Source organism: Desulfonatronum thiodismutans (genome assembly GCF_000717475.1).
Classification (GTDB): Bacteria; Desulfobacterota; Desulfovibrionia; order Desulfovibrionales; family Desulfonatronaceae; genus Desulfonatronum; species Desulfonatronum thiodismutans.
Map to the genome: position 1 here is coordinate 33,644 of NZ_JPIK01000005.1, position 23,680 is coordinate 57,323.

Annotated in this window: 20 protein-coding genes; 4 read left to right on the forward strand and 16 right to left on the reverse strand. The window is 62.5% G+C overall.

All coding sequences use genetic code 11. The features are described from left to right. Positions 1-105 precede the first annotated feature (105 nt). From hisF to GY33_RS0103500, 7 genes are all read right to left on the reverse strand, one after another. Positions 106-885 (reverse strand): imidazole glycerol phosphate synthase subunit HisF, encoded by a 780-nt coding sequence (gene hisF, locus GY33_RS0103470; RefSeq protein ID WP_031386000.1) that lies wholly within the window; start codon positions 883-885, stop codon positions 106-108. After that, on the reverse strand, positions 875-1,516 hold the full coding sequence (gene hisH, locus GY33_RS0103475; RefSeq protein ID WP_031386001.1) for an imidazole glycerol phosphate synthase subunit HisH: 642 nt from the start codon (positions 1,514-1,516) through the stop codon (positions 875-877). The genes hisF and hisH overlap by 11 nt, the downstream gene beginning before the upstream one ends. A gap of 144 nt (positions 1,517-1,660) precedes the next feature. After that, complete coding sequence (locus tag GY33_RS0103480; RefSeq protein ID WP_200874828.1) at positions 1,661-2,620, reverse strand: patatin-like phospholipase family protein; 960 nt, start codon at positions 2,618-2,620, stop codon at positions 1,661-1,663. Then, positions 2,602-3,462, reverse strand: a complete 861-nt coding sequence (locus GY33_RS0103485; protein WP_031386003.1) for an HDOD domain-containing protein — start codon at positions 3,460-3,462, stop codon at positions 2,602-2,604. The genes GY33_RS0103480 and GY33_RS0103485 overlap by 19 nt, the downstream gene beginning before the upstream one ends. Next, positions 3,459-3,932 (reverse strand): chemotaxis protein CheD, encoded by a 474-nt coding sequence (locus GY33_RS0103490; protein WP_031386004.1) that lies wholly within the window; start codon positions 3,930-3,932, stop codon positions 3,459-3,461. Before GY33_RS0103490 ends, GY33_RS0103485 begins: the two co-directional genes overlap by 4 nt. A gap of 61 nt (positions 3,933-3,993) precedes the next feature. Next, positions 3,994-5,181, reverse strand: coding sequence for a glycoside hydrolase family 3 protein (locus GY33_RS0103495; RefSeq protein ID WP_051822254.1), 1,188 nt, complete (start codon positions 5,179-5,181; stop codon positions 3,994-3,996). Positions 5,182-5,247: 66 nt separating this feature from the next. Next, positions 5,248-6,318 (reverse strand): M24 family metallopeptidase, encoded by a 1,071-nt coding sequence (locus GY33_RS0103500; protein WP_031386006.1) that lies wholly within the window; start codon positions 6,316-6,318, stop codon positions 5,248-5,250. A 180-nt stretch (positions 6,319-6,498) separates the two neighbouring features. Between GY33_RS0103500 and gmd the strand changes: the two genes are divergently transcribed. Continuing rightward, on the forward strand, positions 6,499-7,656 hold the full coding sequence (gene gmd, locus GY33_RS0103505; protein ID WP_031386007.1) for a GDP-mannose 4,6-dehydratase: 1,158 nt from the start codon (positions 6,499-6,501) through the stop codon (positions 7,654-7,656). A gap of 165 nt (positions 7,657-7,821) precedes the next feature. Here gmd and GY33_RS18950 read toward each other — a convergent pair whose 3' ends face one another. The 4 genes from GY33_RS18950 to GY33_RS0103525 all read right to left on the reverse strand — a co-directional run bounded on the left by GY33_RS18950 (position 7,822) and on the right by GY33_RS0103525 (position 12,314). Next, on the reverse strand, positions 7,822-9,660 hold the full coding sequence (locus tag GY33_RS18950) for a methyl-accepting chemotaxis protein (protein ID WP_035271187.1): 1,839 nt from the start codon (positions 9,658-9,660) through the stop codon (positions 7,822-7,824). A gap of 225 nt (positions 9,661-9,885) precedes the next feature. Next, positions 9,886-11,181, reverse strand: coding sequence for a nickel pincer cofactor-dependent isomerase, group 22 (locus GY33_RS0103515; protein ID WP_031386009.1), 1,296 nt, complete (start codon positions 11,179-11,181; stop codon positions 9,886-9,888). A 10-nt stretch (positions 11,182-11,191) separates the two neighbouring features. Beyond that, complete coding sequence (locus GY33_RS0103520) at positions 11,192-12,112, reverse strand: ATP-binding protein (protein WP_031386010.1); 921 nt, start codon at positions 12,110-12,112, stop codon at positions 11,192-11,194. A gap of 4 nt (positions 12,113-12,116) precedes the next feature. Next, a complete protein-coding gene (locus GY33_RS0103525; RefSeq protein ID WP_031386011.1) occupies positions 12,117-12,314 on the reverse strand; it encodes a ubiquitin family protein in 198 nt (65 codons plus the stop codon). Between the two features lie 488 nt (positions 12,315-12,802). Here GY33_RS0103525 and GY33_RS0103530 point away from each other — a divergent pair, with 488 nt between their 5' ends. Next, positions 12,803-13,213, forward strand: a complete 411-nt coding sequence (locus GY33_RS0103530) for a response regulator (protein WP_031386012.1) — start codon at positions 12,803-12,805, stop codon at positions 13,211-13,213. Between the two features lie 101 nt (positions 13,214-13,314). On the opposite strand, the gene mltG is transcribed toward GY33_RS0103530, so the two are convergent. After that, on the reverse strand, positions 13,315-14,421 hold the full coding sequence (gene mltG / locus GY33_RS0103535) for an endolytic transglycosylase MltG (RefSeq protein ID WP_235185453.1): 1,107 nt from the start codon (positions 14,419-14,421) through the stop codon (positions 13,315-13,317). Continuing rightward, on the reverse strand, positions 14,411-15,214 hold the full coding sequence (locus tag GY33_RS0103540) for a 2-amino-3,7-dideoxy-D-threo-hept-6-ulosonate synthase (RefSeq protein WP_031386014.1): 804 nt from the start codon (positions 15,212-15,214) through the stop codon (positions 14,411-14,413). The genes mltG and GY33_RS0103540 overlap by 11 nt, the downstream gene beginning before the upstream one ends. A gap of 273 nt (positions 15,215-15,487) precedes the next feature. Between GY33_RS0103540 and GY33_RS0103545 the strand changes: the two genes are divergently transcribed. Further along, positions 15,488-16,090, forward strand: coding sequence for a nitroreductase family protein (locus GY33_RS0103545; protein WP_031386015.1), 603 nt, complete (start codon positions 15,488-15,490; stop codon positions 16,088-16,090). A 66-nt stretch (positions 16,091-16,156) separates the two neighbouring features. Here the strand turns inward: GY33_RS0103545 and GY33_RS0103550 are convergent, their stop codons facing one another. The 3 genes from GY33_RS0103550 to GY33_RS0103560 form a co-directional block, all read right to left on the reverse strand. Then, the gene (locus GY33_RS0103550; protein WP_031386016.1) at positions 16,157-17,608 is read right to left on the reverse strand and encodes a TrkH family potassium uptake protein; all 1,452 of its coding nucleotides are present in this window, start codon (positions 17,606-17,608) and stop codon (positions 16,157-16,159) included. A 21-nt stretch (positions 17,609-17,629) separates the two neighbouring features. Next, on the reverse strand, positions 17,630-18,994 hold the full coding sequence (gene trkA / locus GY33_RS0103555) for a Trk system potassium transporter TrkA (RefSeq protein ID WP_031386017.1): 1,365 nt from the start codon (positions 18,992-18,994) through the stop codon (positions 17,630-17,632). Between the two features lie 268 nt (positions 18,995-19,262). Further along, on the reverse strand, positions 19,263-21,410 hold the full coding sequence (locus tag GY33_RS0103560; protein WP_031386018.1) for a Tex family protein: 2,148 nt from the start codon (positions 21,408-21,410) through the stop codon (positions 19,263-19,265). Positions 21,411-22,032: 622 nt separating this feature from the next. On the opposite strand from GY33_RS0103560, the gene GY33_RS0103570 reads away from it, so the two are divergent. Next, positions 22,033-23,577 (forward strand): hypothetical protein, encoded by a 1,545-nt coding sequence (locus GY33_RS0103570; RefSeq protein WP_031386020.1) that lies wholly within the window; start codon positions 22,033-22,035, stop codon positions 23,575-23,577. Positions 23,578-23,680: the final 103 nt, after the last annotated feature.

The following is a 23,680-nucleotide window of genomic DNA, read 5'->3' on the forward strand; positions in this document are numbered from 1 at the left end:
ACCCAATTGCGGCGTCGCCGCAAAAAGCTCAAACCCGAAGCGNNCGCTTCGGGTTTGAGCTTTTTTAGCGTCTTGGCGGCTTTTTAGAACAGCCCGGAGGCGTTCTCACCAAATCTGACGGACTTTGATCCCCTGGTTCGCCAGGATATCCTTGATGCCCCGAATCGTGTACTCGCCGTAGTGCACGATGGATGCGATCAGGGCGGCGGAGGCCAGACCCTGGGTCAAGGCGTCGGCCATGTGCTCGGGTTTGCCCGCTCCGCCGGAGGCGATCACCGGGATGGACACGGACTCGGCAATCAGCCGGGTCAGGGTCAGTTCATATCCTTCCTTGGTCCCGTCGGCGTCGATGGAGTTGAGGCAGATTTCCCCCGCGCCAAGTTCCTGGACCCGCTTGGCCCAGGCCAGGGCGTCCATCCCCGTGGGCGTTCGCCCGCCGTGAATCACCACCTCGTAACCGGAAGGGATATCCGACGTGGCGGGCACCTTGAGCACGTCCATGCCCACCACCACGCACTGCGAGCCAAAGGCCGCCGCGCCCTGGGAGATGATCTCCGGAGCGCGGACCGCCGCGGAGTTGACGGAGATCTTCTCCGCGCCAGCCAGGAGCACGGCCCGCATGTCCGCGACGTTGCGGATCCCGCCGCCCACGGAAAAGGGAATGAACGTCTTGGAGGCCACCTCCTCCACCACCCGGAGCATGATGCCGCGGCCCTCGCTGGACGCCGTGATGTCGTAGAAGACCAGTTCGTCGGCCCCTTCGTCGGAGTAGAACCTGGCCATGTCCACCGGGTCGCCGATGTCCACGTTGCCCTTAAACTTCACGCCTTTGGTCAGCCGTCCGTCCCGGACGTCCAGGCAGGGGATGATCCGCTTACTGAGCATGGGCCGCCTCCTTGCAGTAGTTATGGAAGTTGGCGAGCAGGGTCAGGCCGGGGCGGCCGCTCTTTTCCGGATGGAACTGGGTGGCCCAGAGTCCGGGCCTGCCGAAAAGCGAAGCGAACTCTTGCCCGTAGAAGGTCGTGGCCAGGACCAGTTCCGGCGACGGCACGGGGAAGTAGCTGTGCACGAAATAGAACTCCGCTTCGTCGGGGACATTGTCCAACAGGACGCACTCTTGCTTGCGGCGCAGACCGTTCCAGCCCATGTGCGGGATGATCAGGTTCCGACCGTCCTCGTCCTTCCAGGTCGGATCGAAGCGGCGACACTCGCCGGGCAGAATGGCCAGGGTTTTGGTGTCGTTTTCCTCGCTGTAGTCCAGCAGAATCTGGCAGCCAACGCAGATGCCCAGAAGCGGTTTGTCCGAACGGACCACTTCCTTGAGCACGGCGTCCAGCCCCTTGTCGCCGAGTTCGGTCATGGCTTGGCCAGCCGCGCCGACGCCGGGGAAAATCACCCCGTCCGCTTGCAGCAGCGCGTTCGGCTCCGCGGTGATCGCGCACGGGATGCCCAGAAAATCCAACGCCCTGCGGACGCTGGTCTGGTTCCCTGCCTCGTAATCCAAAATAGCCAGCATGGCTTGCTCCTCTTCTTTGGTGACGTCTCCAAGCAAACGAACCGCCGTGCGCTCAGCGGTTCTGTTTCCAATCACATATTGGCCTGTTTGTCATCCGGTCCGGACATTCGAGGCATGAAGCCCCCAACAGCAAAGCAGGTACGCTTACGACTCGCCTGAAAGGTGCCGGCGCAGGACGGCTTTCAGCTCTTGGGCGGCGGGTTCGGATTGTGTGAAAATCTGCTCGGCCTTGTGGAAGTGCAGCAGACGGACTCCGGATGTTTCCGGGCGAATGAAAATGTGGGGCTCGCGGTTTTTCACCTTTTCCGCGGTGATGGCCCGCTGCATTATTTCAAAGGTGTTGAACAGGGAGTCCAGCGCGTCGGGTTTGTCCTCGGTTGGTTCCGTTGGTTCCGCCGCTCCGCCGGAAACGTCCACGGCCACGACCAGGTCGCACCGATCGTGGAGCAGGTCAAAGGGCAACGGGTTCACCGTGCCGCCGTCCACCAGCAGCCGACCGTCCAGCTCCACCGGGGAGAACAGGCCGGGAACGGCCATGCTGGCTTTGATCGCCGGGATCAGCGGCCCCTGGTCCAGAACCACTTGTTCCCGCTTCCAGTAGTCCGCGGCCACGACCATCAGGGGGACGGCCAGCTCCTCGAAGGTGGAAACGCGGACCTTTTCATGCAGGAAATCGAGAAACCCCTGGCTGTCCAACAGTCCTCCGTCGTCCAGGTCGGGCCGGATGAGGTCCAGCAGGCTCAATCCCGCGCTGCCTTGGATCAGGGTACTCATGATGTGCCTGTCCTCGGAGGCGAAGTCCAAGGCCAACCGACGCAGGTCCGCCCCGGAAAGGCCGGAGGCGTAGAGGGCTCCGATCACGGCTCCGATGCTGGTTCCGGCGATTATCTTGGGGACGATGTCCAGCTCGTCGAAGACTTCGAGCATGGGAATATGGGCCAAGCCATTGGCCCCGCCGGAACCGAGAGCCAGGCCGACGGTCAAGTCGGCGGAAAGCGTTTCCTCGGACTGATCCCGAGCCGGGGCGGTGAGAGGCAGGGAGACGGCGAACGCCGCGGCTCCGGCCAGGAAGCGGCGACGGGAAATCACGTCTTCTTCTCGCACTTCGGCAATACTTCCTTAAGTTTGGCGACGTGCTCCAGGAGTTTGACCAGCACCTCCCGGACCTGAGCTTCGGTCAGTCCCAGACGTTCAACCACGGCCTCGGAAACAGGGTACTGCATGCCGTCCAGCCCCTGGCCGATGCCGGTCATGGCGGCGGCCGCGGAGCCGACGTGGACGAGATCCAGGGCCACGTCCCGTTCCGGGCAGGATTCGGGGGCGCGAAAATGGCGGACCACGCGCACGATCTCCTCGGGCAGGTTCCAGGAGGCCAGCAGTTCGGCCCCGATTTCCGCGTGACTCGCTCCCAGAATGCGGCGTTCGGCTTCTTCGAAGGAGACGTTCTCACACTCTACCAGTGCGTTGACCTGCTCGTATTCGTTCTCCAGAAATTGACTCAGCACGATCTTGCCGATGTTGGCCAGCAGTCCGGCGGTGAAGGTGTGCGACGGAGCGTCGATGCCCAATTCGGCGGCGGCGAGTTCCGAGGCCACGGCAATGGCCAGGGATTGTTCCAGAAGGGTGCAGGGAGCTTGATCGTAGCCTTCCAATTCCCCGCTGATCCGGGGAGTGACGGCCACGGTGAGCAGGAGCTGGGAAACCCGTTTCGCGCCGAGGCGGACCACGGCGTCGCGAAGATTGTTCACCCGGCTCATGGAGCCGAAATACGGGGTGTTGGCCAGCCGCAGGATGTTGGCGGTAATCCCTGGATCATGCTGTAAGACATTGGCCAGGGCGCCCATGTCCATCTGAGGGTCGCGCAACAGACGCATGCCTTCCTGTACGGCACTGGAAAGCACCGGTACCCGGGTGATCTGGGAGAGGATGATCTTGCGCTTGATCATAGTTCGCGTTCCTCGCGTTTGGACCGGATCAGGACCCGGCCGGTATCCGCAAGCAGATACATGGTCCTGGGGACGCTCCCGCCCATTTCACCGGCCGCGAGCTTCAGGCCGTTGTGCTCCAGCAGGGCCAGCAAGACCTCCTGGTTGCGCAGCCCGGTGTTGAACTGGTTGAGCACGTTCATCATTCGACTGCACCCGGCGGCTTTCAGGACCAGGTTTTGGCGCTGGGCGCCCAGGGCGTACATTTCCCGGATCATGGCCGGGACCCCGGTGCTGACGCACATAGCCGGATTTTCCGAGGCCTTTTTGTTGCCGGAGGGTTTCGGAAGCAGGCAGTGAATCAGCCCGGCGACCTTGAAGACCGGGTCGTAGGCCGCCAGCCCCATGCAGGAGCCCAGGGAGTGAGTGACGAGAATCACTCCGGGTTGTTTGGTCACGCGCATCTCGGAGATGCCGACGTTGATTCTCATGGCTTGATCGGGTGCTGATGGTGAATCGCGGGCCTGGGGGCAAAAGGTTGCGCGACCGGGCTCAATAGGCGTCGCAGAGCCTGCACTCCGTGTTCCCCCTGGCGGCGAGGCGCGATTTGAGATGCATGATCCGGGTGTAGGACTGGTGGATGCGCCACTCCGGCACCCGTCCTTCCCGGACCAGGTTCAGGATGATCTCGCCGGCCTTTTGGGCGATGTTTTTGTCGTAGACCAGGTTGTTGCCGAAGATGATCACGTCCGCCCCGGCCAGGATGGTCTGCTCCAGGGCGGTTTCCAGGTCGTAGTGGTCGGTGATGGCCTGCATCTGCATGTCGTCGGAGATGATCACGCCCTGGAAGCCCATCTGATTGCGAAGCAGACCCTGCATGGTGGCCGGGGAGAGGGTCGCGGGCCAGTCCGGGTCGAGGCGGGCGTTGAACACGTGGGCTGTCATAATCATGTCCGCGCCCGTGGTGCGCAGGATTTCCCGGTACGGTTCCAGCTCCTTCTCGGACCAGGTCCGGGTCACGTCGGTGAAGCCCAGGTGGGAGTCCGTGGTGGAACTGCCGTGGCCCGGAAAGTGTTTGAGGGCCGTGAGCACGCCTTCGGTCTGATGCGCGGCGATCACCGCGGCGGCGTGAACCGCCACCGTATGCGGTTCCGCGGAAAAGCTGCGTTCCAGCTTGCCGATCACCGGATTGTCCGGATTCACGTTCACGTCCACCACTGGAGCCAGATTGACGTTGATTCCCAGCCCGGAGAGCGTCTTCGCGGTCCGATGGGCGTATTCGCCCGTCAGGCTTGGGTCGTTTTGCTCGCCCAGCCAGCCCTGGGAGACCGTGGGCGGAAAGCCGTACCGCTCCTTGAGCCGGTTGACCCGCCCGCCTTCCTGGTCAATGGCCACGAATAACGGCGTCCTGGGGTTCGCGGCGCGCAGGTCCGCTACCAGTTTTTCGAGCTGCTCCGGCGAGGCCACGTTGCGCACCGGGCTGCGCAGGGCCACGTCGTAGTCGAAGATGATCACGCCACCGACCCGCCCCTCCCGGATGTCCCGGACAATGGGGCTGGTTTCGTCCACTTCCAGGCCGCGAAAGCCGATCAACAGCATCTGCCCGATCTTGGTTTCCATGTGCTCGTCCGAGTCCGCTCCTCCGGCCAGGCAGGCGGACAGGAGCAAGGTGATCAAGACGGTCAGGAGTAATCGTCGGCCGAAAAGAAGGAGTGGGAAACGCGGATGGTATTGGTTCATGTTTTTTCACGCAAATGATGGTTATAGGAAAAAGGATCGGCCCTGTTTCTTCAGTTCACGTCCGTCCTACAAAACCCGGCACCCGTCCTCCGTAACCAGGACCATGTATTCCCAGCGGACGCCGCCCCAGTCCGGATAGTACAGGCCGGGCTCCACGGTGACCACCATGCCCGGGGCCAGGATGGTCTTGGTGTCGTGGGGGCTCAGGCTTGGGCCTTCGTGGGTTTCCAGGCCGATGCCGTGGCCCAGGCCGTGGTTGAAACGCTCGTCCACGAAGTGGTCCCGAAAGAAATCCTTGACCAGTTGATAGACGCTGCACACCGGCACGCCCGGACGGATGGCGGCGATGGCCCGGTCCTGGGCCTCGCGGACCAGGTCCATGGTCCGCTTGAACGGGTCCGAGGGGCGCTCCCCCGCCCAGAAGGTCCGGGTCTGGTCCGAGCAGTAGTTCCCCAGCCGGGCTCCGGCGTCCACCAGCACCAGGCAGTCGTCCCGGACCGGGGTGTCGTTGGGCACGGCGTGAGGCTGGGCAGCGTTGGCGTTCACGCCCACGATGGTCGGAAAGGCCAGGTCTTCGGCCCCGCGTTCCCGGAACAGCTTTTCCATGCCCCAGGCTATCTCCCGTTCCGTGCGTCCTGGACGCAGCAGATCCGGGACCAGGGCGAAGACCTCGTGGTTGAGGCGACACGACGCCTCCAGCAGGGCGATTTCCCCGGGGTCCTTGACCAGCCGCAGGGGTTCCACCACGTTCGTGGTCGGCATGAAAGCCACTTCTTCGGAAAGCTCCCCGTGGAGATCAACGCTCAGGGCCCTGGCCTCGAACCCTAGGGGCCGGTGGCCCAGACCGGCCAGGAATTCACGGATCTGTTTGATTTTGGGGCTGGTGTAGATGAACAGCCGTTCCTTGGGCCAGACCTTGCCGGCGACGATTTCGTAGCGCGGGTCCGTGAGCAGCCAGTCCTCGCCGCTGGCCGCGATCACCAGCATGCCCGCGCTTTCATTGCATTGCGGGTCGTGGAGTTCGAAGCCGCTGAGGTAGAATCGGTTGGCCGGACTGGAAACCAGCAGGGCCGGAAGTCCGGCATTCTTGAGCTTTTCACGCAGCTTTTCGCGGCGTTGGGCGTGGATTTCGGGCATGGAGGGGGCAGGGTTGAAGGTCGGTCGGGTGAAAAAGCCGGTGCGCGTATCGGGCGCACGCTTCCGGATTCCCTAAACCATTCAAAGTTGCCCTGCAATCCTCAATCCGCTATGGACTGGAAAGCCGTCCCGATTCATCCAAGTCCTCGGGCGACATCACGATAAGGAGACCACAGCACGATGAAAAAAGCACTGATCACCGGCATAACCGGTCAAGACGGAGCCTATCTGGCCGAATTTCTGCTGGAAAAGGGTTACGAGGTCCACGGCGTCAAACGTCGCTCCTCGCTGTTCAACACCCAGCGGGTGGACCATCTCTACCGCGACCCCCACGAGGAAAACGTCCGCTTCCTGATGCATTACGGGGACCTGACCGACGCCACCAACCTGACCCGGATCATTCAGGAGATTCAACCGGACGAGGTTTACAACCTGGCGGCCCAGAGCCACGTCAAGGTCTCCTTCGAGAGCCCGGAATACACGGCCAACGCCGACGCCCTGGGCACCCTGCGGATGCTGGAGGCCATCCGTCTCCTGGGCCTGACGGACAAGACCCGTTTCTATCAGGCCTCCACTTCGGAACTTTACGGCAAGGTCCAGGAAGTGCCCCAGCGCGAAACCACGCCGTTCTATCCCCGTTCCCCCTACGCCGTGGCCAAGCTCTACGCTTTCTGGATCACGGTGAATTACCGCGAGGCCTACAACATTTTCGGCTGCAACGGGATCCTTTTCAACCACGAATCCCCGGTGCGCGGGGAAACCTTCGTCACCCGGAAAATCACCCGGGCCGCGGCCCGGATTGCCCTGGGCCTGGAAAAGGATCTTTTCCTGGGCAACCTGGGTGCGTTGCGGGACTGGGGGCACGCCAAGGATTTCGTCCGCGCCCAGTGGCTGATCCTCCAGCAGGACCAGCCCGAAGACTTCGTCATCGCCACGGGAGAACAGCATTCGGTGCGGGAGTTCTGCCAACTGGCCTTCCGGGAAGTGGGCATTGAACTGCGCTGGGAAGGAGAGGGCCTGAACGAAAAGGGCATCGTCGCCAAATACGAGCCCTCCCCGGTGATCCAATCCTGCCTGGAGCGCATCGGCAAACAGGTCGCCTTTGCCGAGGGCGACGTGCTGGTGTCCGTGGACCCCCGCTACTTCCGGCCCACGGAAGTGGAAAGCCTCCTGGGAGACCCGACCAAGTCACGGGAAAAGCTGGGCTGGACCCCGGAGATCAGCTTTCCGGAAATGGTCACGGAAATGGTCGCCTACGACGTCCGGGAAGCTTCCCGCGAATCCATCTGCCTCCACAGCGGCTTCCCCCTGCCCGGCAGTTGCGAGGCGTTTATGTAGCGCCACCCTGCCGCTTTGAAGACCGAAAGGCCCGACATCCGTGTTTTCTACGCGGACGTCGGGCCTTTTTTTGTGCTCCCGGCGAGTATGCCGCAAAAGTCGCGGACGAACGATCTCGACGGGTGGCCGGGCTGATCACTTCAGCCCGGCCACCCGTGGTTGTCTTTAGCGTTCTTCCGTCATGTCCTTGACCAGGTTGTGCAGCATCCGGACCTGGTCCAGCAGTTCCCGGATGGCTTGGTCGGAGCGGTTCATGGCTTCGGTGGTTTCCGAGGACAGGCGACTGATGTCCTCCAGGCTGACCTTGATCTGGTCGCTGGCCGCGGACTGTTCTTCCGTGGCCGTGGCGATGGAGTGGACGTCCGTGGCAGCGGCGCTGACCAGGGTGACGATCTGCTCCAGGGCTTGGCCGGACTTCTTGGCCAGTTCCGTGGCCTCATGGACCACGGCCACGGCGTTTTCCATGGCCTGGATGTTGGTTTTCGTGCCGTGTTGGATGGAGGCTATGGCTTGGCCGACCTCCTTGGTGGCATGCATGGTCTTTTCCGCCAGCTTCCGAACCTCGTCCGCGACCACGGCGAAACCGCGTCCGGCGTCTCCGGCCCGAGCCGCCTCAATGGCCGCGTTCAGGGCCAGCAGGTTGGTCTGGTCCGCGATGTCCTCAATCACGTTCATAATGTTGCTGATGCCTTCCGCCTCCTTGCCGAGTCCGCCCAGATTGTCGCGCAGCGATTCGGCCTGATGCTGGACCTTGACGATGGCTTCGACGGCTTTCTGGACGATCTCCGAGCCCTGCAGGGCCTGTTTGTGAGACTCATCGGCCCGACCGGCAACATTGGAAGCGTTTCTGGACACCTCCAGGACCGTGGCGTTCATTTCCTCCATGGCCGTGGAACTTTCGGAAACCCGTTCGTTCTGGCCCTGCGCGCTCTGGGCGGAATGCCGGACCTGGGTGGAAAGCTCGTGCAGTGATTCGTTCAGCCGATCCACGATGGTCTCGACGCTGGACGCGGCGTGTTGAATGCCTTCGTCCTTGGCCTGCTCCGCCCTCTGCTTGGCCTCAAAGGCCTCCTGGGCCGCCTCCATGGCCCGTCGCGACTCGGTTTCGGCTTCCCGCGACTTGTCTTCGGCTTCGAGAATTTTTTCCTTGAGCTTGCCCACCATGCCCTGGACGGACTGTTTGAGCGAGGCCAGTTCGCCGCGGAAGTTTCCTCTGATTTCCTTGTCCAGGTTGCCCTGTTCCACGGCCAGGGAGTACGCCTGCAAGCGGCCCAGCGGATTGCTGATCAGCCGGGAGAACAGCAGGTACACGGCGACCACGATGGCCAGAAGGCCCGCCGCGCCCAAGGGGAAAAAGACCTGGTTGGCCGCGGCGATGGTGGCATAGATGGAGGACATGGGGATGAAGACGATTTCCGCGGTTTCCACCCGGTTTTCCAGCCTGGCCGGATAGTCGAAGGTATAGCGCTGCTGCATGGACAGGGGGGCATCCTCGGGTGCGGCATGGCAAGGAATGCAGCTTGCGGCGTTAACCGCTCCCTGGGCGATGATGAAGTGGTCCACGCCGTTTACCTGCCGGACGCCGCGCCACTCCAGCTCTTTCTCTCCGGCAAGGTGCATCCGGTCCAGCAGTTCGATCAGTTCGGCCTCCACCGGGGTGGCCTTGTTCTTGGGGTTCATGGGTTTGGTGGATGGGGTCCGGAACTGGATTTCATACTTGCGGTCCTCGGGCATGACCTCGAAGACCCGGTTGGCGGCGTACGAGGTGGACTGCAATTCCACCACGAACTCGTCCGGGCCGAGAATGCGCGTGGCCTCGGGACGGACCACCGAGCCGATATGGCTGCGCACGGCCTTCATGCTGAACAGAATCATGTCCGCCTTTTGTTCGTATTGAGTCGTGATTTCCTGTTCCATGATTCTGTTGATGCTCAGAATCAGGGTGCCCACCGCCAGGAAACAAAATCCGGCGGACAGCAGAATGAAAATTCTGCTCAGCTTCATGTTCTTCTCCTTGAGTGCAAATATTTATGGCTAAACGTCGACATGGTTTACGTGGGCCAGGGCCGTCGAGAGGCCGTCAAAATCGGTTGCTTTTGCTTACCAGCGACTTGCTGGAAAAAGCAACCAAAAAGGTCAAGAATTGGAGCCATCGAAGCGTCAAGACGGTCCGAGGGCATGCATTGCGAAACGGCCATGATTTTTCGAAGAATGTCCGGGAATCGTCGCTCAACCGTTTAGCTCGGGAAACGGGGCCAGATCTTCCCCAATGAAGTCCATGCCTCGTGGAGGGTGGAGAATTTCCAGGCTGGTTGTCGAGTGGTCGAGCAGGGCCGAGGAGACGAGCAGGAGCTCCAGATATTTGGTGTTTTTGATGCGGACCATCCGCAGCTCTTCCGGCGAAACCGCCCCCAGGGTGTGGATTGTCGCGGCCAGAGCCAGGCGGTCAGTTGGTAAGTGCAAGGGGAGGGCGGCTTTTTCCGGGCTCAGGCCGGTCAGGGCGTTGATCGCGGTTTTTTCGCGGTCCATGGCCCGGGCCACCCGGTCCGTGGTCACGTCCGCGAATCCGATTCCCAGAGCGTTGCCCGTTGTGCCGGGGCTCAGGTCCCGGACGAAAATGCGTTTGATGCATGGCGTGGAGGTGAAGTCGCCCAGGATGTCCCGGTTGCGGCCGGTGACATTGGTGTCCATGCCGGTGCCGCTGACGTCCTTGCCGATCTCGTCCACCACGAGCACGTCCAGCTCATCAAAAGGCAGCTTGGGTGCCAGGCGCTTGGCCAGGGCCAAAAGCCGCGGCTCCTGCTCTGGAATTTCGTTTGGCGGCAGCAGGCGCAGGGTATGCAGGCGACCCAGGCCGTTTTCCACCAACCCGACCCCGCAAAGCAGATTGCCGCGTTCCAGGATCACCCGGGCCGCGGCGTCGATCAGCGCGTACATCCCATGCACCGGAGCCAGGCCGTGCAGGAGCCGGGCTCCCTCGTCGTTGCCCAGGCCCACGGCCAGCATTTTCATCAGCCCGCTTTCCACCGGGGCCTTGAATTTGGTGTGTGCCTTGATCCGATTCACGACCACCAGGTGATCCGCCTCGGCGGCCTGGGCGTCTACGAGCACGGGCATACCTAGGTCGGAATCGCCCAGGCGGACTGTTCCCAGGCCGATGCGCAAAGGCGTGTCCATGGTCAGTTCCGAGATTCCCAGGTCGGCCAGGACTCGGGTCTGGCCCTCGGACGTGGCCCCGCCGTGGCTGCCCATGGCCGAAACGATGAACGGCCGGGCCCCCAGGCCGCGAAACAGGTCGCACAGGCTTCGGGCCACATGGGCCAGACGGTCGATGCCCCGGCTGCCCACGGCAATGGCCACGCTCTGCCCGGGTCGGACACATCGTTCCAGGCCGATGCGCGCGGCCTCTTCGGCCACGGTACGGGGCACGTCGTCCAGGGTTTCGTTTTCCAGTCGTTGTCTGACCAACGCCATGTCCGGCAGATGAATTCGGGCCAGGAGGGCGGGCAGAGCCGAAGCGTTCATGGTGTTCCGCTCAGGTACCCGGCGTATCGGATTCGGCGGCGACCATGGTCCTGATCCGGCAAACTCCGCAGACCTCCGCGGAGGTGGGATAACCGCAAACAGTGCAGGGCGAGAGCGGGTCCTCCCGGTGCTCGGCCCAGGCGGCGAAAACCGGGCGTCCGTCGCGCAGGAAGTTCTCGTAAAACTGGACCTTGGCCCCATGCATGCGTTCTTCCAGGTTGGACCAAAGGTTCTTGTAGACCGGAAAGCTGGCCCTGCCGCTGTAGGGGCACCCGGCAATGACGTGGTCGATGCCGCGCAGAAAGCTGAAATTGGCGATTTCGAACTCGGTCAGCCGGTACATGGGCTTGACCTTGCGGGCAAAGCCGTCCGCGGCCGGCAGGACCGGGCCCTGGTCGCTGAGATAGGATGCGTCCCAGCGCACGGTGTTGGCGAACAGCCGACTGACCTCGTCGTCCAGGTTGTGGCCCGTGGCCAGTACGGAGAAGCCGTTTTCCAGGGCGAACTTGTTGAAGTAGTGGCGCTTGAGCTTGCCGCAGACCGAACAAATGGGCCGCTTGATCCGGGACTTGACCAGGGGAATGGCCAGCCCCTCCCGGCGCAGCTCGACGACCGCAAGCGGCAGACCCAGCTTGGCGAAAAAGCCTTCGCAAGCCGCCCGGGCGTCCGTGGAGGAGCCCGGAATGTCCAGATCCACGTGCAGCCCGTGGACGTCGTGGCCGAGTTCGTGGAGCAGCAAGGTCAGGGCCAGGGAGTCCTTGCCTCCGCTGACCGCCACCAGCACCCGGTCATCCGGGGCGATCATCTTATGGCGATGGATGGCCCGCTCCACCTGGGAGCGGACGAAAACCGGATAGCAGTCGGGACAGAACGCGGTATTGTGGCTGGGCAGGGCCACGGCCGCTAGGGCTTTGCATTTACGGCATTTCATGGGGTCATCCTCGGGAAGCGACGGTCCGGACGACGATTTCGTCGCCGATGTTCAGGCGGCGATCCGGCGTGAGCAACTCGCCGTCGCGGATGACCAGCGCGGAGTTGACGCCCAGTCCCAGTTCGCGCAGCAGCTTGAGCGCCGTGCAGGCCTTGGGCAGCCGTAGTTCCCGGCCCTGGGGTTCCAATCGTACATGAATCATATTCTCACCTCGACAAAAAGATCGTCTTTGTCTATCCGTGAACCCGTGTAAACTCAACCGCGTCGCCGTGGCGACAAGTTGGAAGACTCTTGGCCTTGAGCCCCAAATGTCGAAATCGGGATCGGTATCGATATTGAAAAAGCAATGCACTACCCTGTGATAACGTCATCTTCTTGGGCATGACGTTCGACTTGGATTTCGATTCAGATAGCAGGTAAGGATCGAGAACAAATCTGCTCTGCCCAGACGAATATTCGCGGTTGAGTGTCGTGACCGTTCCGTGTATGGTTGAAGAGATTTATGGTAGTTTTCGGACTGATCGGACGCCTGTCTTCCCGTCCGGCACGGCGGCTCCGGTCGCTGAATACGAGGGCCGTCGGGCGGGAGCACGATGGCTGATTGAAAATACGCCGAACATACCGCAACCCCGTCGCATTTCATCGCTGAAGCCGTGAAAGCTGGATGCGTCCTATCCCAAGGAGGGCACTATGGCTAAAGGAAAAATTCTCGTCGTCGACGATGAGCACCACATTCGGTTGTTGTACCAGGAAGAACTCCAGATGGAGGACTACGACGTCGTCACCTCGGACGGCTCGGAAAACATTCTGGAGGTGCTGTCCCGGGAAAAACCCCAGGTGGTGGTCCTGGACATCAAGCTGGAGGGCAATCGCTCGGGCTTGGATCTGCTTCAGGAGATTCGCGGCCAGGATCAATCCATTCCGGTTATTCTCTGCACGGCCTACGATAGCTTCCAACACGACCTGAAATCCATCGCCGCCGACTTCTACGTGGTCAAGTCCGTGGACCTGACCGAGTTGAAGAGCAAGGTGGAACAGGCCTTGAAAAAGGCCGAAAAGCAGAGCAGCGGTTCCGGCGAGAACCAACCGTCCTATTTCTGATCATTGATAAGCATCGTTTGAGCGCAAAAAAAAAGCCGGGCCTCGCAAAAGGTCCGGCTTTTTTTTCGGCGACGCAAGAGTCGGAAGTTTTCAATGGACTGCTATCTGCCCTGGCCGCGGCGAAATTGCCGAACGGCCCGGTTGTGCTCCTCCAGGGTGCGGCTGAAGGTGTGCGAGCCGTCGTTGTTGGAAACGAAGTAGATCAGGTTGTGTTCTTCGGGCTGGAGCGCGGCCCGCAGCGAGGCCAGGCCGGGAGAAGCGATGGGCCCCGGCGGCAGCCCCGCGTGCATGTAGGTGTTGTAGAGATTGCTCGGGTCGTCCAGGTGCCTTCTGAACAGCGGCCCGGAAAAGTCCGGCCCCAGGCCGTAGATGGTCGTGGGGTCGCATTGCAGGCGCATGCCGATGCGCAGCCGGTTGGCGAAAACCCCGGCCACCCGTTCGCGCTCCTCGGCCAATCCGGTTTCCTTTTCCACCAAGGAGGCCAGAATTACCAGGTCCCGCACCGTTTCCGGGTCGGGACGGCCTTTTGGCCAGAGGTGCTGATCCGTGGCCCTTCGGAACATCTCCAGCATCATTTCCACGATGGGCCGGGCGTCCTGGTTTCGAGGCCGAGGAAGAAAATAGGTTTCAGGGAACAGGAAGCCTTCGGCGTGGTCAGCGGGGATGTCGAACCGGCGCAGCAGTTCCGGGTCCGATACGGCCTGGGCGAAGTTTTCGAAGCTGGCCAACCCGGATTCCTCCACGATCCGTCCGGTCTGCCACCAGGTCAGGCCCTCGGGGATCCGCAACCGGTGCAGGTGGACCCGGCCGGAGGTCAGGACGCCCAGAACCTGGCGAGGCGTCCAGCCGGTGTTCAACTCGAATTCACCCGCCTGGACCGACGCGCCGAGCCCCATGAGCTGCGCGTAAAAGCGAAACCGTTGCCCGCTGGAAACGATGTTTTCCCGCTCCAGGAGCCCGCTGATTCGAACCATGGACATGCCCGGGACGATGTCCACCAGGCGGGTTTCCCCCGGCTGCTCCGGCGGAACATGCAGGAATCGGTAAGCGTCCCAGGCCGCCGCGCCGCCGACAAGCAGCAGGACGACCAATAAAAAAAGAAAAGCCTTGCGCAACCGGCCCCCGGGTTTGCCGACAGGCGTTGCGACCTGGAGGTCCGGACCGGGCTGCTCGGCTTTAAAATCGGGATTCGGGCGATCAACCGTCACGGGCCAGCACCTCCATGGCCTGGTCCACGCTCAGATCGTCGTGGACGATGCCGTGCATGGCCCTGAGCAGGGATTTCGGATTTTCAGCCTGAAAGATATTCCGGCCTATGGATAGTCCGGCTCCTCCAGCCTTGATGGAGTCGGAAACGACCTGGAGCACGTCGCGAACACTGTTCATCTTCGGCCCCCCGGCAATGACCACGGGTACGCAGCAGGCGTCGACCACCTGCTGGAAGGTGTCCATATCCCCTGTATACGGCACCTTGACCAGATCCGCGCCCAACTCCACGCCCACCCTGGCGCAATGGGCCACCACTTCCGGGTCATACTCGTTGGGCACCTTTGGCCCCCTGGCGTACATCATGGCCAACATGGGCATGCCCCAGGAGGCCGCGGCGGCGCTGACCCGGCCCATGTCCTCCAGCATCTCCCGCTCGTTCTCGTCGCCCAGATTGACGTGCACGGACACCCCGTCCGCGCCCAGGCGCAGAGCTTCCTCCACCGAGGCCACCAGGGTCTTTGCGTTGGGGAAGGGGGAGAGGGAGGTGCTGGCCGAGAGGTGAATGATCAGCCCGATGTCCGGCCCGCTGCCTCGGTGCCCGCAGCGCACCAACCCTTTGTGCATGACCACGGCGTTGGCCCCGCCCCCCGCGATCTGGCTCAGGGTCCGGCGCATGTCGGTCAGGCCCGACAACGGCCCCACGGTCACGCCGTGATCCAAGGGCACGATGATGGCCCGCCGGGTATCGCGATTCAGAATCCGTTCCAGTCTGATCTGTTTTCCAAGATGCATGGCGCTGACTCCTGTGAGGGCGGTTGAAAGGGCGGAAACCCGGAATAATCCGTTGAAGGGATGATCTAGCCAGGAGTGGTTCCAAAAATCAAGCGCAAAGGCGCGCTCATTGCGTCAGGCGATCAATCCGTCGACTCCCGGATGCAAGGCTGAACATGAAGCGGGCAAATCCGGAAGATAAAAAAAGATCCAATCTTGCTTTGCGTCCGCGCCCGGCCTATCGTTTCCGCACCCATGAACCATAATGACCCAAAGCAGTGAGAGGTTCCTTGCATGCTGGACAACGAAACCCTGCGTACCATCGCGGCCCGCCGCAGCATCCGGCTCTTCACGGACCGGGAGGTCAGCGACGAAACCGTCCACGCGGTCCTGACCGCTGCCAACCAGGCCCCTTCGGCGCATAACGAGCAATCCTGGCGTTTCATCGTGCTTCGCGGGGACAAGAAGATGGAGCTGGCCCGGCTGACCACGGAACGAGCCGCCGACTTTCCCAAGCCTTCGTCCTCCCTGCTGCGCATGGCGGCCCGGAGCATCACCAGCGCGCCCATCGTGGTGGCCGTGGTGAACACCGGCAACCTGATCGCCCGGGGCGAGAAGCTGTTCAAGCTGGACATTTCGGAAGCGCGCGACTTCTTCCGGACCATGGAAATCCAAAGCTCCGCCGCGGCGGTGCAGAACCTGCTCCTGGCGGCCACTTCGCTGGGCTTGGGCTCGGTCTGGCTGGGGATACTCTTCCTGATCAAGGAGGACGTGCGTCGGTTCCTGGGCGAGCCCGAGGGTGAATTCATGGCCGTCATTCCCCTGGGCTACACGGAACGCACGATCAAGGGGCCGAACAAAGTCCCAGCGCAAGAGGTCACGCGGCATCTCGCCTGAGAAAACGGAGTACGTGGGTGAAGGAGTACCTCCTTCATGCATTCCGCCGTCCGCCGGTTTTGATCGCTATGCCTTCCAAAAGGCCGGCAGCAGGAAGATGATCACGGCGTAGAGTTCCAGCCGCCCCAGGAGCATGCCCCAGGCGAGCAGCCATTTGGCGGCGGCGGGCAGGTGGGCGAAGTTCTGCGCCGGGCCCACGCCGCCGAAGCCCGGGCCGATGTTGCCCATGGCCGCGATGGCCGCGCTGAAGGCCGTGATCAGGTCCAGGCCCATGGCGGCCAGCATCAGGGACAGAACCAAGTACAGAGCCGCGAACAGCCCCAGAAACCCCCAGACCCCGCTGATCACGCTTTCCTCCACGGGCTTGCCGCTCATCTTGACCTGGACCACGGCCTGGGGATGGATGACCCGAAAGCCTTCCCTGTACATATGTTTGGCCGCCAGAAGAAGCCGCATGCACTTCACGCCTCCGGCAGTGGACCCGGCGCATCCGCCGATGAACATGGTCAGGAAAAGGACGGCCACTGCCAGAGGCGGCCAGAGGGCGAAGTCCGCTGTGGCGTAGCCGGTGGTGGTGATGATGGAGACCAGGTTGAAGGCGCTGTACAGGAAGGCCTCGCCGAGGGTTTCGTACGACCGGTTCGCCCAAAGAGTCAGGGCGATCACGGTGACGGTCCCCAGCACGAGCAGCGTGAAAAACCGGACCTCGGAATTGCGCCACAAGGCCAGGGGGCGTCCGCGCAGGGCCTGATAGTGCAGGGCGAAATTGATCGCGCCCAGGAACATGAACACCGTGACCACCAACTGCAGATAGACGCTCTGGTAGTGGCCCATGGACAGGTTTTTGGTGGAGTAGCCGCCCGTGGCAATGGTGGCGAACATATGGCACAGGGCGTCAAAGAGGTTCATCCCGCCCAGCAGCAACAGAACCACCAGCACGGTGGAAAACAGCAGGTAGACCTTCCACAGGGACAAGGCCGCGGCCCGGACCCGTGGCTTGATCCGGTCCTGTCTGCCCCCGGAAAATTCGGCCCGGTAGAGATGCATGCCGCCCACCCCGAGAATAGGCAGGACGGCAACGGACAGCACGATGATGCCCATGCCGCCGATCCACTGGGTCATGCTCCGCCAGAACAGCAGGCCCGGAGCCACGGCCTCGATGTCCGTGAGCACCGAGGAGCCCGTGGTGGTGAAGCCGGAGACCGACTCGAAAAAAGCGTCCGCGAAGGTGTCGAACATTCCGCCGAGATAAAAGGGCAGGGCCCCGACCAGCCCGGCGCTGACCCAGCACAGGGCCACCACGGCCATGGCCTCCCGGCTGGTCACGATTTCCGGGGCGTGCTTGCGCCAAACCAGGTACAGGGCTCCCCCCCCGAGGCTGACCGAGACCATGGAGAACAGCAGGGGCGTGACGCCCGCGTCTCCGTAATACAACGAACAGGCCAGGGCCGGAATCATAAGCAGACCCACGGCGGCGATGATCGCGCCGGTGTAGGAGAAGATGCCTCGCCAGTGCATGAAGTCGCCTCGCGTCGTGGATCAGATGTATTCCAGTTTGACGGCCAATGCCCGTTCCACCTTGGAGATGTTCGCCCGGATGGAGAGGATCACGATTCTGTCGCCGGGCCGGATCACGCTGTCCCCGTCCGGAATGATCACCTCTTCGCCGCGAATCACGCAGAGGATCAGCGCGCCCTTGGGAAACCGCAGATCCTTGATCGGCTTGTGCACGATGGGCGACTTCTCCTGGGCCACGGCTTCCAGGGCCTCGGCCTCCTCGCCGCGGATGAAGACCGAGGAAATGACCTTGCCTCGGCGGACATGGCGAAAAATGGTGTGGACCGCGGAAATCCGGGGACTGATCACGTTTTCCAGGCCGATGGCCCGGACCAGGGGAATGTAGGCGAACTTGTTGATCCTGGTGATGGTTTTGGCCGCGCCCAGCCGTTTGGCCAGCAGGGAAAGCAGGACGTTGGTCTCTTCGCCGCCGGTCAGGGCGATGAAGGCGTCGATTTCCCGGATGCCCTCCTCCTGAAGCAGATCCCCGTCCGAGCCGTCGCCGTGGAGCACGATGGTCTTGTCCAGTTCCCCGGCCAGCTTTTCACAGCGTTGCGGGTCGCGTTCGATGAGCTTGACGGACAGGCCTTTGCGTTCCAGGGCTTTGGCGGCCAAGAGCCCCACGCTGCCTCCGCCGACGATCATGGCGTTGCGGATCTTTGTCGTGCAAGGGGAAAACAGGGGCAGGACGCGTTCGACCCGGTCGCCGCCGCAGATGAAGTAGACCACGTCTTCCCTGCGCAAGGCGTCCGGCCCGGTGGGGATCAGCAGTCTCTCGTCGCGGACGATGGCCGCGACGATGAACCGGTCGTCCCGGTAGCGGTCCGGGATGTCCATCAGCCGCACGCCGATCAACGGGCTGTCCGGACAGACCCGCACCCCGATCAGTTTGACCCGGCCCCCGGCAAAGTGGTTGACCTCCATGGCTCCGGGAATCTCCAGCATCCGTTCCAGAGCCAGGACCACTTCCTGATCCGGATTGATCACGTGGGCGATGTTCAGGATTTCCCGAGTCAGGGTGGATTTGTAGTGCAGGTACTCCTGGTTGCGGATCCGGGCCAGCTTGGTCAGTTCCGGGGCCAGGGATCGGGCGAACAGGCAGGCCGTGAGGTTGGTTTCATCGCTGTCCGTGACCGCCAGCAGCAGCTTGGCCTCCTGGATCCCGGCCTGCTCCAGAAGCACCGGGCTGCTCCCGGACCCCAGAATGGTCTGCACGTCCAGATGATCGTTGATCCGCCTGAGAGCCTCCGGGCTCTTGTCGATGACCACCACGTCCTTGTGCTCCAGCGAAAGACGCTGAGCCACGTGAAACCCGATCTCCCCGGCCCCGATGATCACGATGCGCATGCGGCGGATGCTCCTTGTGGAAATTGTCGGTCCGTTTCGCGAACCTTCCCGGTGGGTTCCATAGGCCCGGCAAGACCTTCAGGCAAGAAAACTTTGCCAGGGACAAATCGGCGTTTTCTTGATGTTTGGATGGGGTTTTGACACAAGCCGTTTGGCGTTGCTCACGGAACCATGGCAGGGGGTTGCCGGAAACGCAAAAAAAGACCTGACCCTCGTCCAGTCCCCATCCTGGGGCGATTATGGCGGCTAAAAAGTGTCCGCCATTTTTTTAGCCCCCGTGAACCACCCCTTTCAAGGAAAGAGAAATCCGGCGACGCTCCAGGTCCACTTCCAGGACCCGGGCCCGGACGTGCTGGCCTGTGCGGACCACTTCCGCGGGATCGCGCACGAAGCGGTCCGCCATCTGGCTGACATGGACCAGCCCGTCCTGGTGCACGCCCACGTCCACGAAGGCCCCGAACCGGGTCACGTTGGTCACGATGCCCGGCAGGACCATGCCCGGGGAGAGGTCTTCCGGACGATGCATGCCCTCGGCAAAGGCAAAGTGTTCAAAGGTCGGCCGGGGGTCCCGACCGGGGCGGTCCAGTTCGGCCAGGATGTCGGTCAGCGTGGGCAGCCCCGCCTCTTCGGACAGATAGCGATGCGGATCAATCCCCGCCCTGGTTCGGCCATCCCGTATCAGTTCGCGCACCCCGACGCCCATGTCACGGGCCATGCGCTCCACTAGGCCGTACCGCTCGGGATGGATGCCCGAGGCGTCCAGGGGATTGTCCGCGTCCCGGATGCGCAGGAAGCCGGCGGCCTGCTCAAAGGCCTTGGGGCCGAGCCGCTTCACCCGGAGCAGGTCCCGCCTGGAGCCAAATGCTCCGTTTTCATCTCTCCAGGCCACGATGTTCCTGGCCAGGGCCGGCCCCAGCCCGGAAACAAAGGACAACAGGGCGGCGCTGGCCGTGTTCAGCTCCACGCCCACCGCGTTGACGCAACTGACGACGGTATCGTCCAGGGCCCGTTTCAACGCCGCCTGGTCCACGTCGTGCTGGTATTGGCCCACGCCGATGGCCTTGGGATCGATCTTGACCAGCTCGGCCAGGGGGTCCATCAACCGCCGCCCGATGGACACGGCCCCGCGCACGGTCAGGTCCAGGTCCGGAAACTCCTCCCGGGCGATGTCCGAGCCGGAATACACCGAGGCCCCGGATTCGTTGACCATGACCACGAAGACGCCTTGCAGTCCCAGAGAGCGGACAAAAGCCTCTGTCTCCCGCCCGGCGGTGCCGTTGCCCACGGCCACGGCCTGGACGGCGAACCGCTCCACCAACTCCCGGATGCACCGCGCTGATTCCGCTGCCTGCCGTTCCGACCCGACCACGAAAACGGTCTCGTGATGCAGCAGCCCGCCCTGCTCGTCCAGACAGGCCAGCTTGGCCCCGGTGCGAAATCCCGGGTCCAGGGCCATGGTCCGCTTGCGGCCCAGGGGCGGGGACAGGAGCAGCTCGCGCAGGTTCGCGGAAAACACGCCGATCGCCTCCGCATCAGCCCGGGTTTTCAGGTTCGCCCGCAGTTCCGTCTCCATGGACGGCGCGAGCAGTCGCCGGTATCCGTCCTGAACAGCCAGGCGCACCTGCCGTGCGCAGGCTCCCCCTCCGCGCACGAAGCGGCGTTCCAGCTCGGCCGCGGCCAACACCTCGTCCGGACGCACCTCCACGGAAAGAACAGCCTCCCGTTCGCCCCGGAACAGGGCCAGAATCCGATGGCCGGGAGCGGTTGCCGCGGGCTCCTCCCAGTCGTTCCAATCCCTGAACTTGGCCGCCACGGCCGGGTCGATCTTGGCCGCGCCCCTGGCCGGACGGGACCGCAGCCGGGCCTTGGTCGTGAACAGGGCGCGCATCGCGGCTCTGGCCCCGGCATCCTCGGAAATGCGCTCAGCCAGGATATCCCTGGCCCCGGCCAGGGCCTGTTCCGTTGTTTCCACGCCCCTGGGCGGATCGACAAAAGAGGACGCGGCAACAACCGGGTCCGCGGCCCGCTGTTCCATGAGCAGGTCGGCCAGGGGTTCCAGCCCCTTCTCCACGGCCATCATCGCCCGGGTGCGCCGCTTGGGCCGATGGGGAAGATAGACGTCCTCCAGTTCGGTCAGGGACCGGGCCCCCTCCAGGGCGGCGCGCAAGGCCTCGGACAACAGCTCCCGTTCCTCCAGGGAGGCCAGCATGGCCGCCCGACGCTTGTCCAACTCAGCCAACGCCTCCAGCCCGTCGCGCACCTTGCGCACGACCACCTCGTCCAGGGAACCCGTGGCCTCCTTACGGTACCGGGCGATGAACACCTCGGTGGAGCCTTCCCGGAGCAAATCCGCCACGGCCTGAACCTGTCGCGTCGTCAGGCCGAGCTGCGCGGCCACCTGATTGATATGGGTCAAATGCGTTGTTCCTTTAAAGAAATTAATGTGTTGTCGCGTTCAGCGGACAAGGTTGCGGAGGCCATGGGTGGCCTTTGCTGGGATCGCGAGGCTCTGCACTCGCGGGTTTTGAAGAGCGGGTACGGAGCCCCGCGTTCCCAGGTATTGCGTTCCCGGCGCTGCTCCAGGGGCAGTCTTCGGGACGGGTTGCGAGTCCGGCGGTTTTCGATGTCGCGCCGACTCGGATCCAGTTGCTGATTTTTCGCCGGTAGACGCTCGACGGTTTCCTTCGGCAGACATCTCGGCGAGATGAAAAGTGACATGCTGAACCACGTCATTGGAGTCGAAATGCAGCAGGTATCCGCGCGAATGCCATCCGCGGGGCTCCGCTTCAGTGAGGGATTTCATGTTCATGGCGGGCTCGCGAGACGTGCTTCCTCGAATCAATTTTCTCTGGAAAAAGCACAAGGCATGACCCGTGTCAACGTACTGGGCGGACAGGGAGGGTATGGCGCGCTCGCGTCCTAGTCATTGCCAGCATCGGTCAATACGACTATTCTTGCGAACTCGTTTCCGTGCTTGAGCCGTGTAACGTCCCGTCATCTTAGCTCCTTGCCCGTTATGTTTCAGGAGGTTCCCGCTTATGGAAGTCGCCACCGTACTTGATCAGGTCGCCAATCTACAGATCCTGAACCAGTTCCTGTTGTCCTTGTTTTTACTCATCCCCATGGTTCTGGTGGCCAGGACGGCCGTGGCCGGAACGCGGTATTCGCCGATTCTGATCATCGTCATTTTCGGTCTGACCATGGGCTACGTCCTGGTGGCCAGCGGAGTTTCCACTCCAGGGCTGCCCCAGTTCTCGCTGATCGATCTGATCAGCAGGGCGACCATCGTGGCTCTGACCGTCTCCTTTTTCGTGGGCGGCCAGGAGCTGCGCAAGATTCTGGGCGGCATCGAGCTGGATCCGGACGACATGGTGACTCCGTCCAAGGAAGAAACCTTCGTGGGAACGGGGCGGACGCAATTGATCTTTATTGTCCGGGCCTTTTTTCTGCTCATCGGGATCGAGGCCTTGTACCGGCTGACACTTGGCCTGAGTTTTTCGGACCTGAGCCGGTTCTATCCGCTGATCGCCTACCTTGGCTTGGTGGGCGCGGTGATCATGATCGACCATAAGGCCCAGGTTGCCAACAAGCGACTGTACATCAAGATGGGCATCGTGGAAATGGTGGCTATTCTCGGTATTCTTTTGGGATCCTACACCATTGCCATGTGGATCAAGCCGATCATCGCCCTGCCGCAGATCTTCTTCGCCATGATCATTTCCGCCGGGCTGGGGGCGTTGATGTACCGCTGGCGGTTCGGGCCGACGATCCGGGCCTTGCTCTTCGCCGGCATTCCCGTGGTCTTGGCGGCCAACTTCATGATCGGCGGGTCGCGGATCACCGAAGCTTTCGCCATCACCGGAATGAACGCCGTGCTGGCCTACGGCTTTTTCGGCCAGATGTTCTGGATGTTCGGCGGCATCGCTTTGTTGATGCTTTTCGGCAAGACCGAGCACGCCCGGAACCTGGCGCCGGGCATGGCCGGGGCGTTGTCCCACTCCGGGCTGACCGGGGCCTGCACGGCCGGAGACCTGGGCAAAACAGCGGCCTATCGGGCGCCGATCATGATCAACGTTCCGTTTTTCGGACACATCTTTGTCTTTTCCGTCCTGGCCATGAGCGCCCAGCAGGGCAGCCTGATGATGTGGCCCTCCCTGTTGATCGTCCTGGCCGGAGTGATCTTGACCGTCTTCTCCCTGAAGACCATGAGCAAGGCCGACGGCAAGGACGCCAACGAGGTCAAGGGACTGATGCAGTTTTCCTTCGGCTGGCAATTGTGCGCGGTGTTCGGAGGATTCGTGCTGCTCAGCGTTGTCGGCATGCCCTTGGGCTTTACGGCCATGTCCGTCTCCTCGGGGATTTCCCACTTCGGACTTTTCGCCGCCACCCAGGGCGGAATGTTCGGTGAAGAGGCGTCTCTGCTGATTCCCTTCATCTTCTCCATGCCGTTTTTGGTCCACCCCCTGGTCTTTTTCATGTTCGGTCGGGCCATGGAAAGCGACGGCCAAATGCCCCGCGTCCCGGTCTTCATCCTGGCGGGCATTGGGCTGTTGGGCGTGCTCTACTCCATGATCGCCGTGTAGCAGTCCGTTGAAAAACTCCCAATTGCCGCGTCGCCGCAAAAAGTTCAAACTCTCACGTATGAAGAAATACGCTTCGATCTTGAACTTTTTTTGCTCCTTGCAC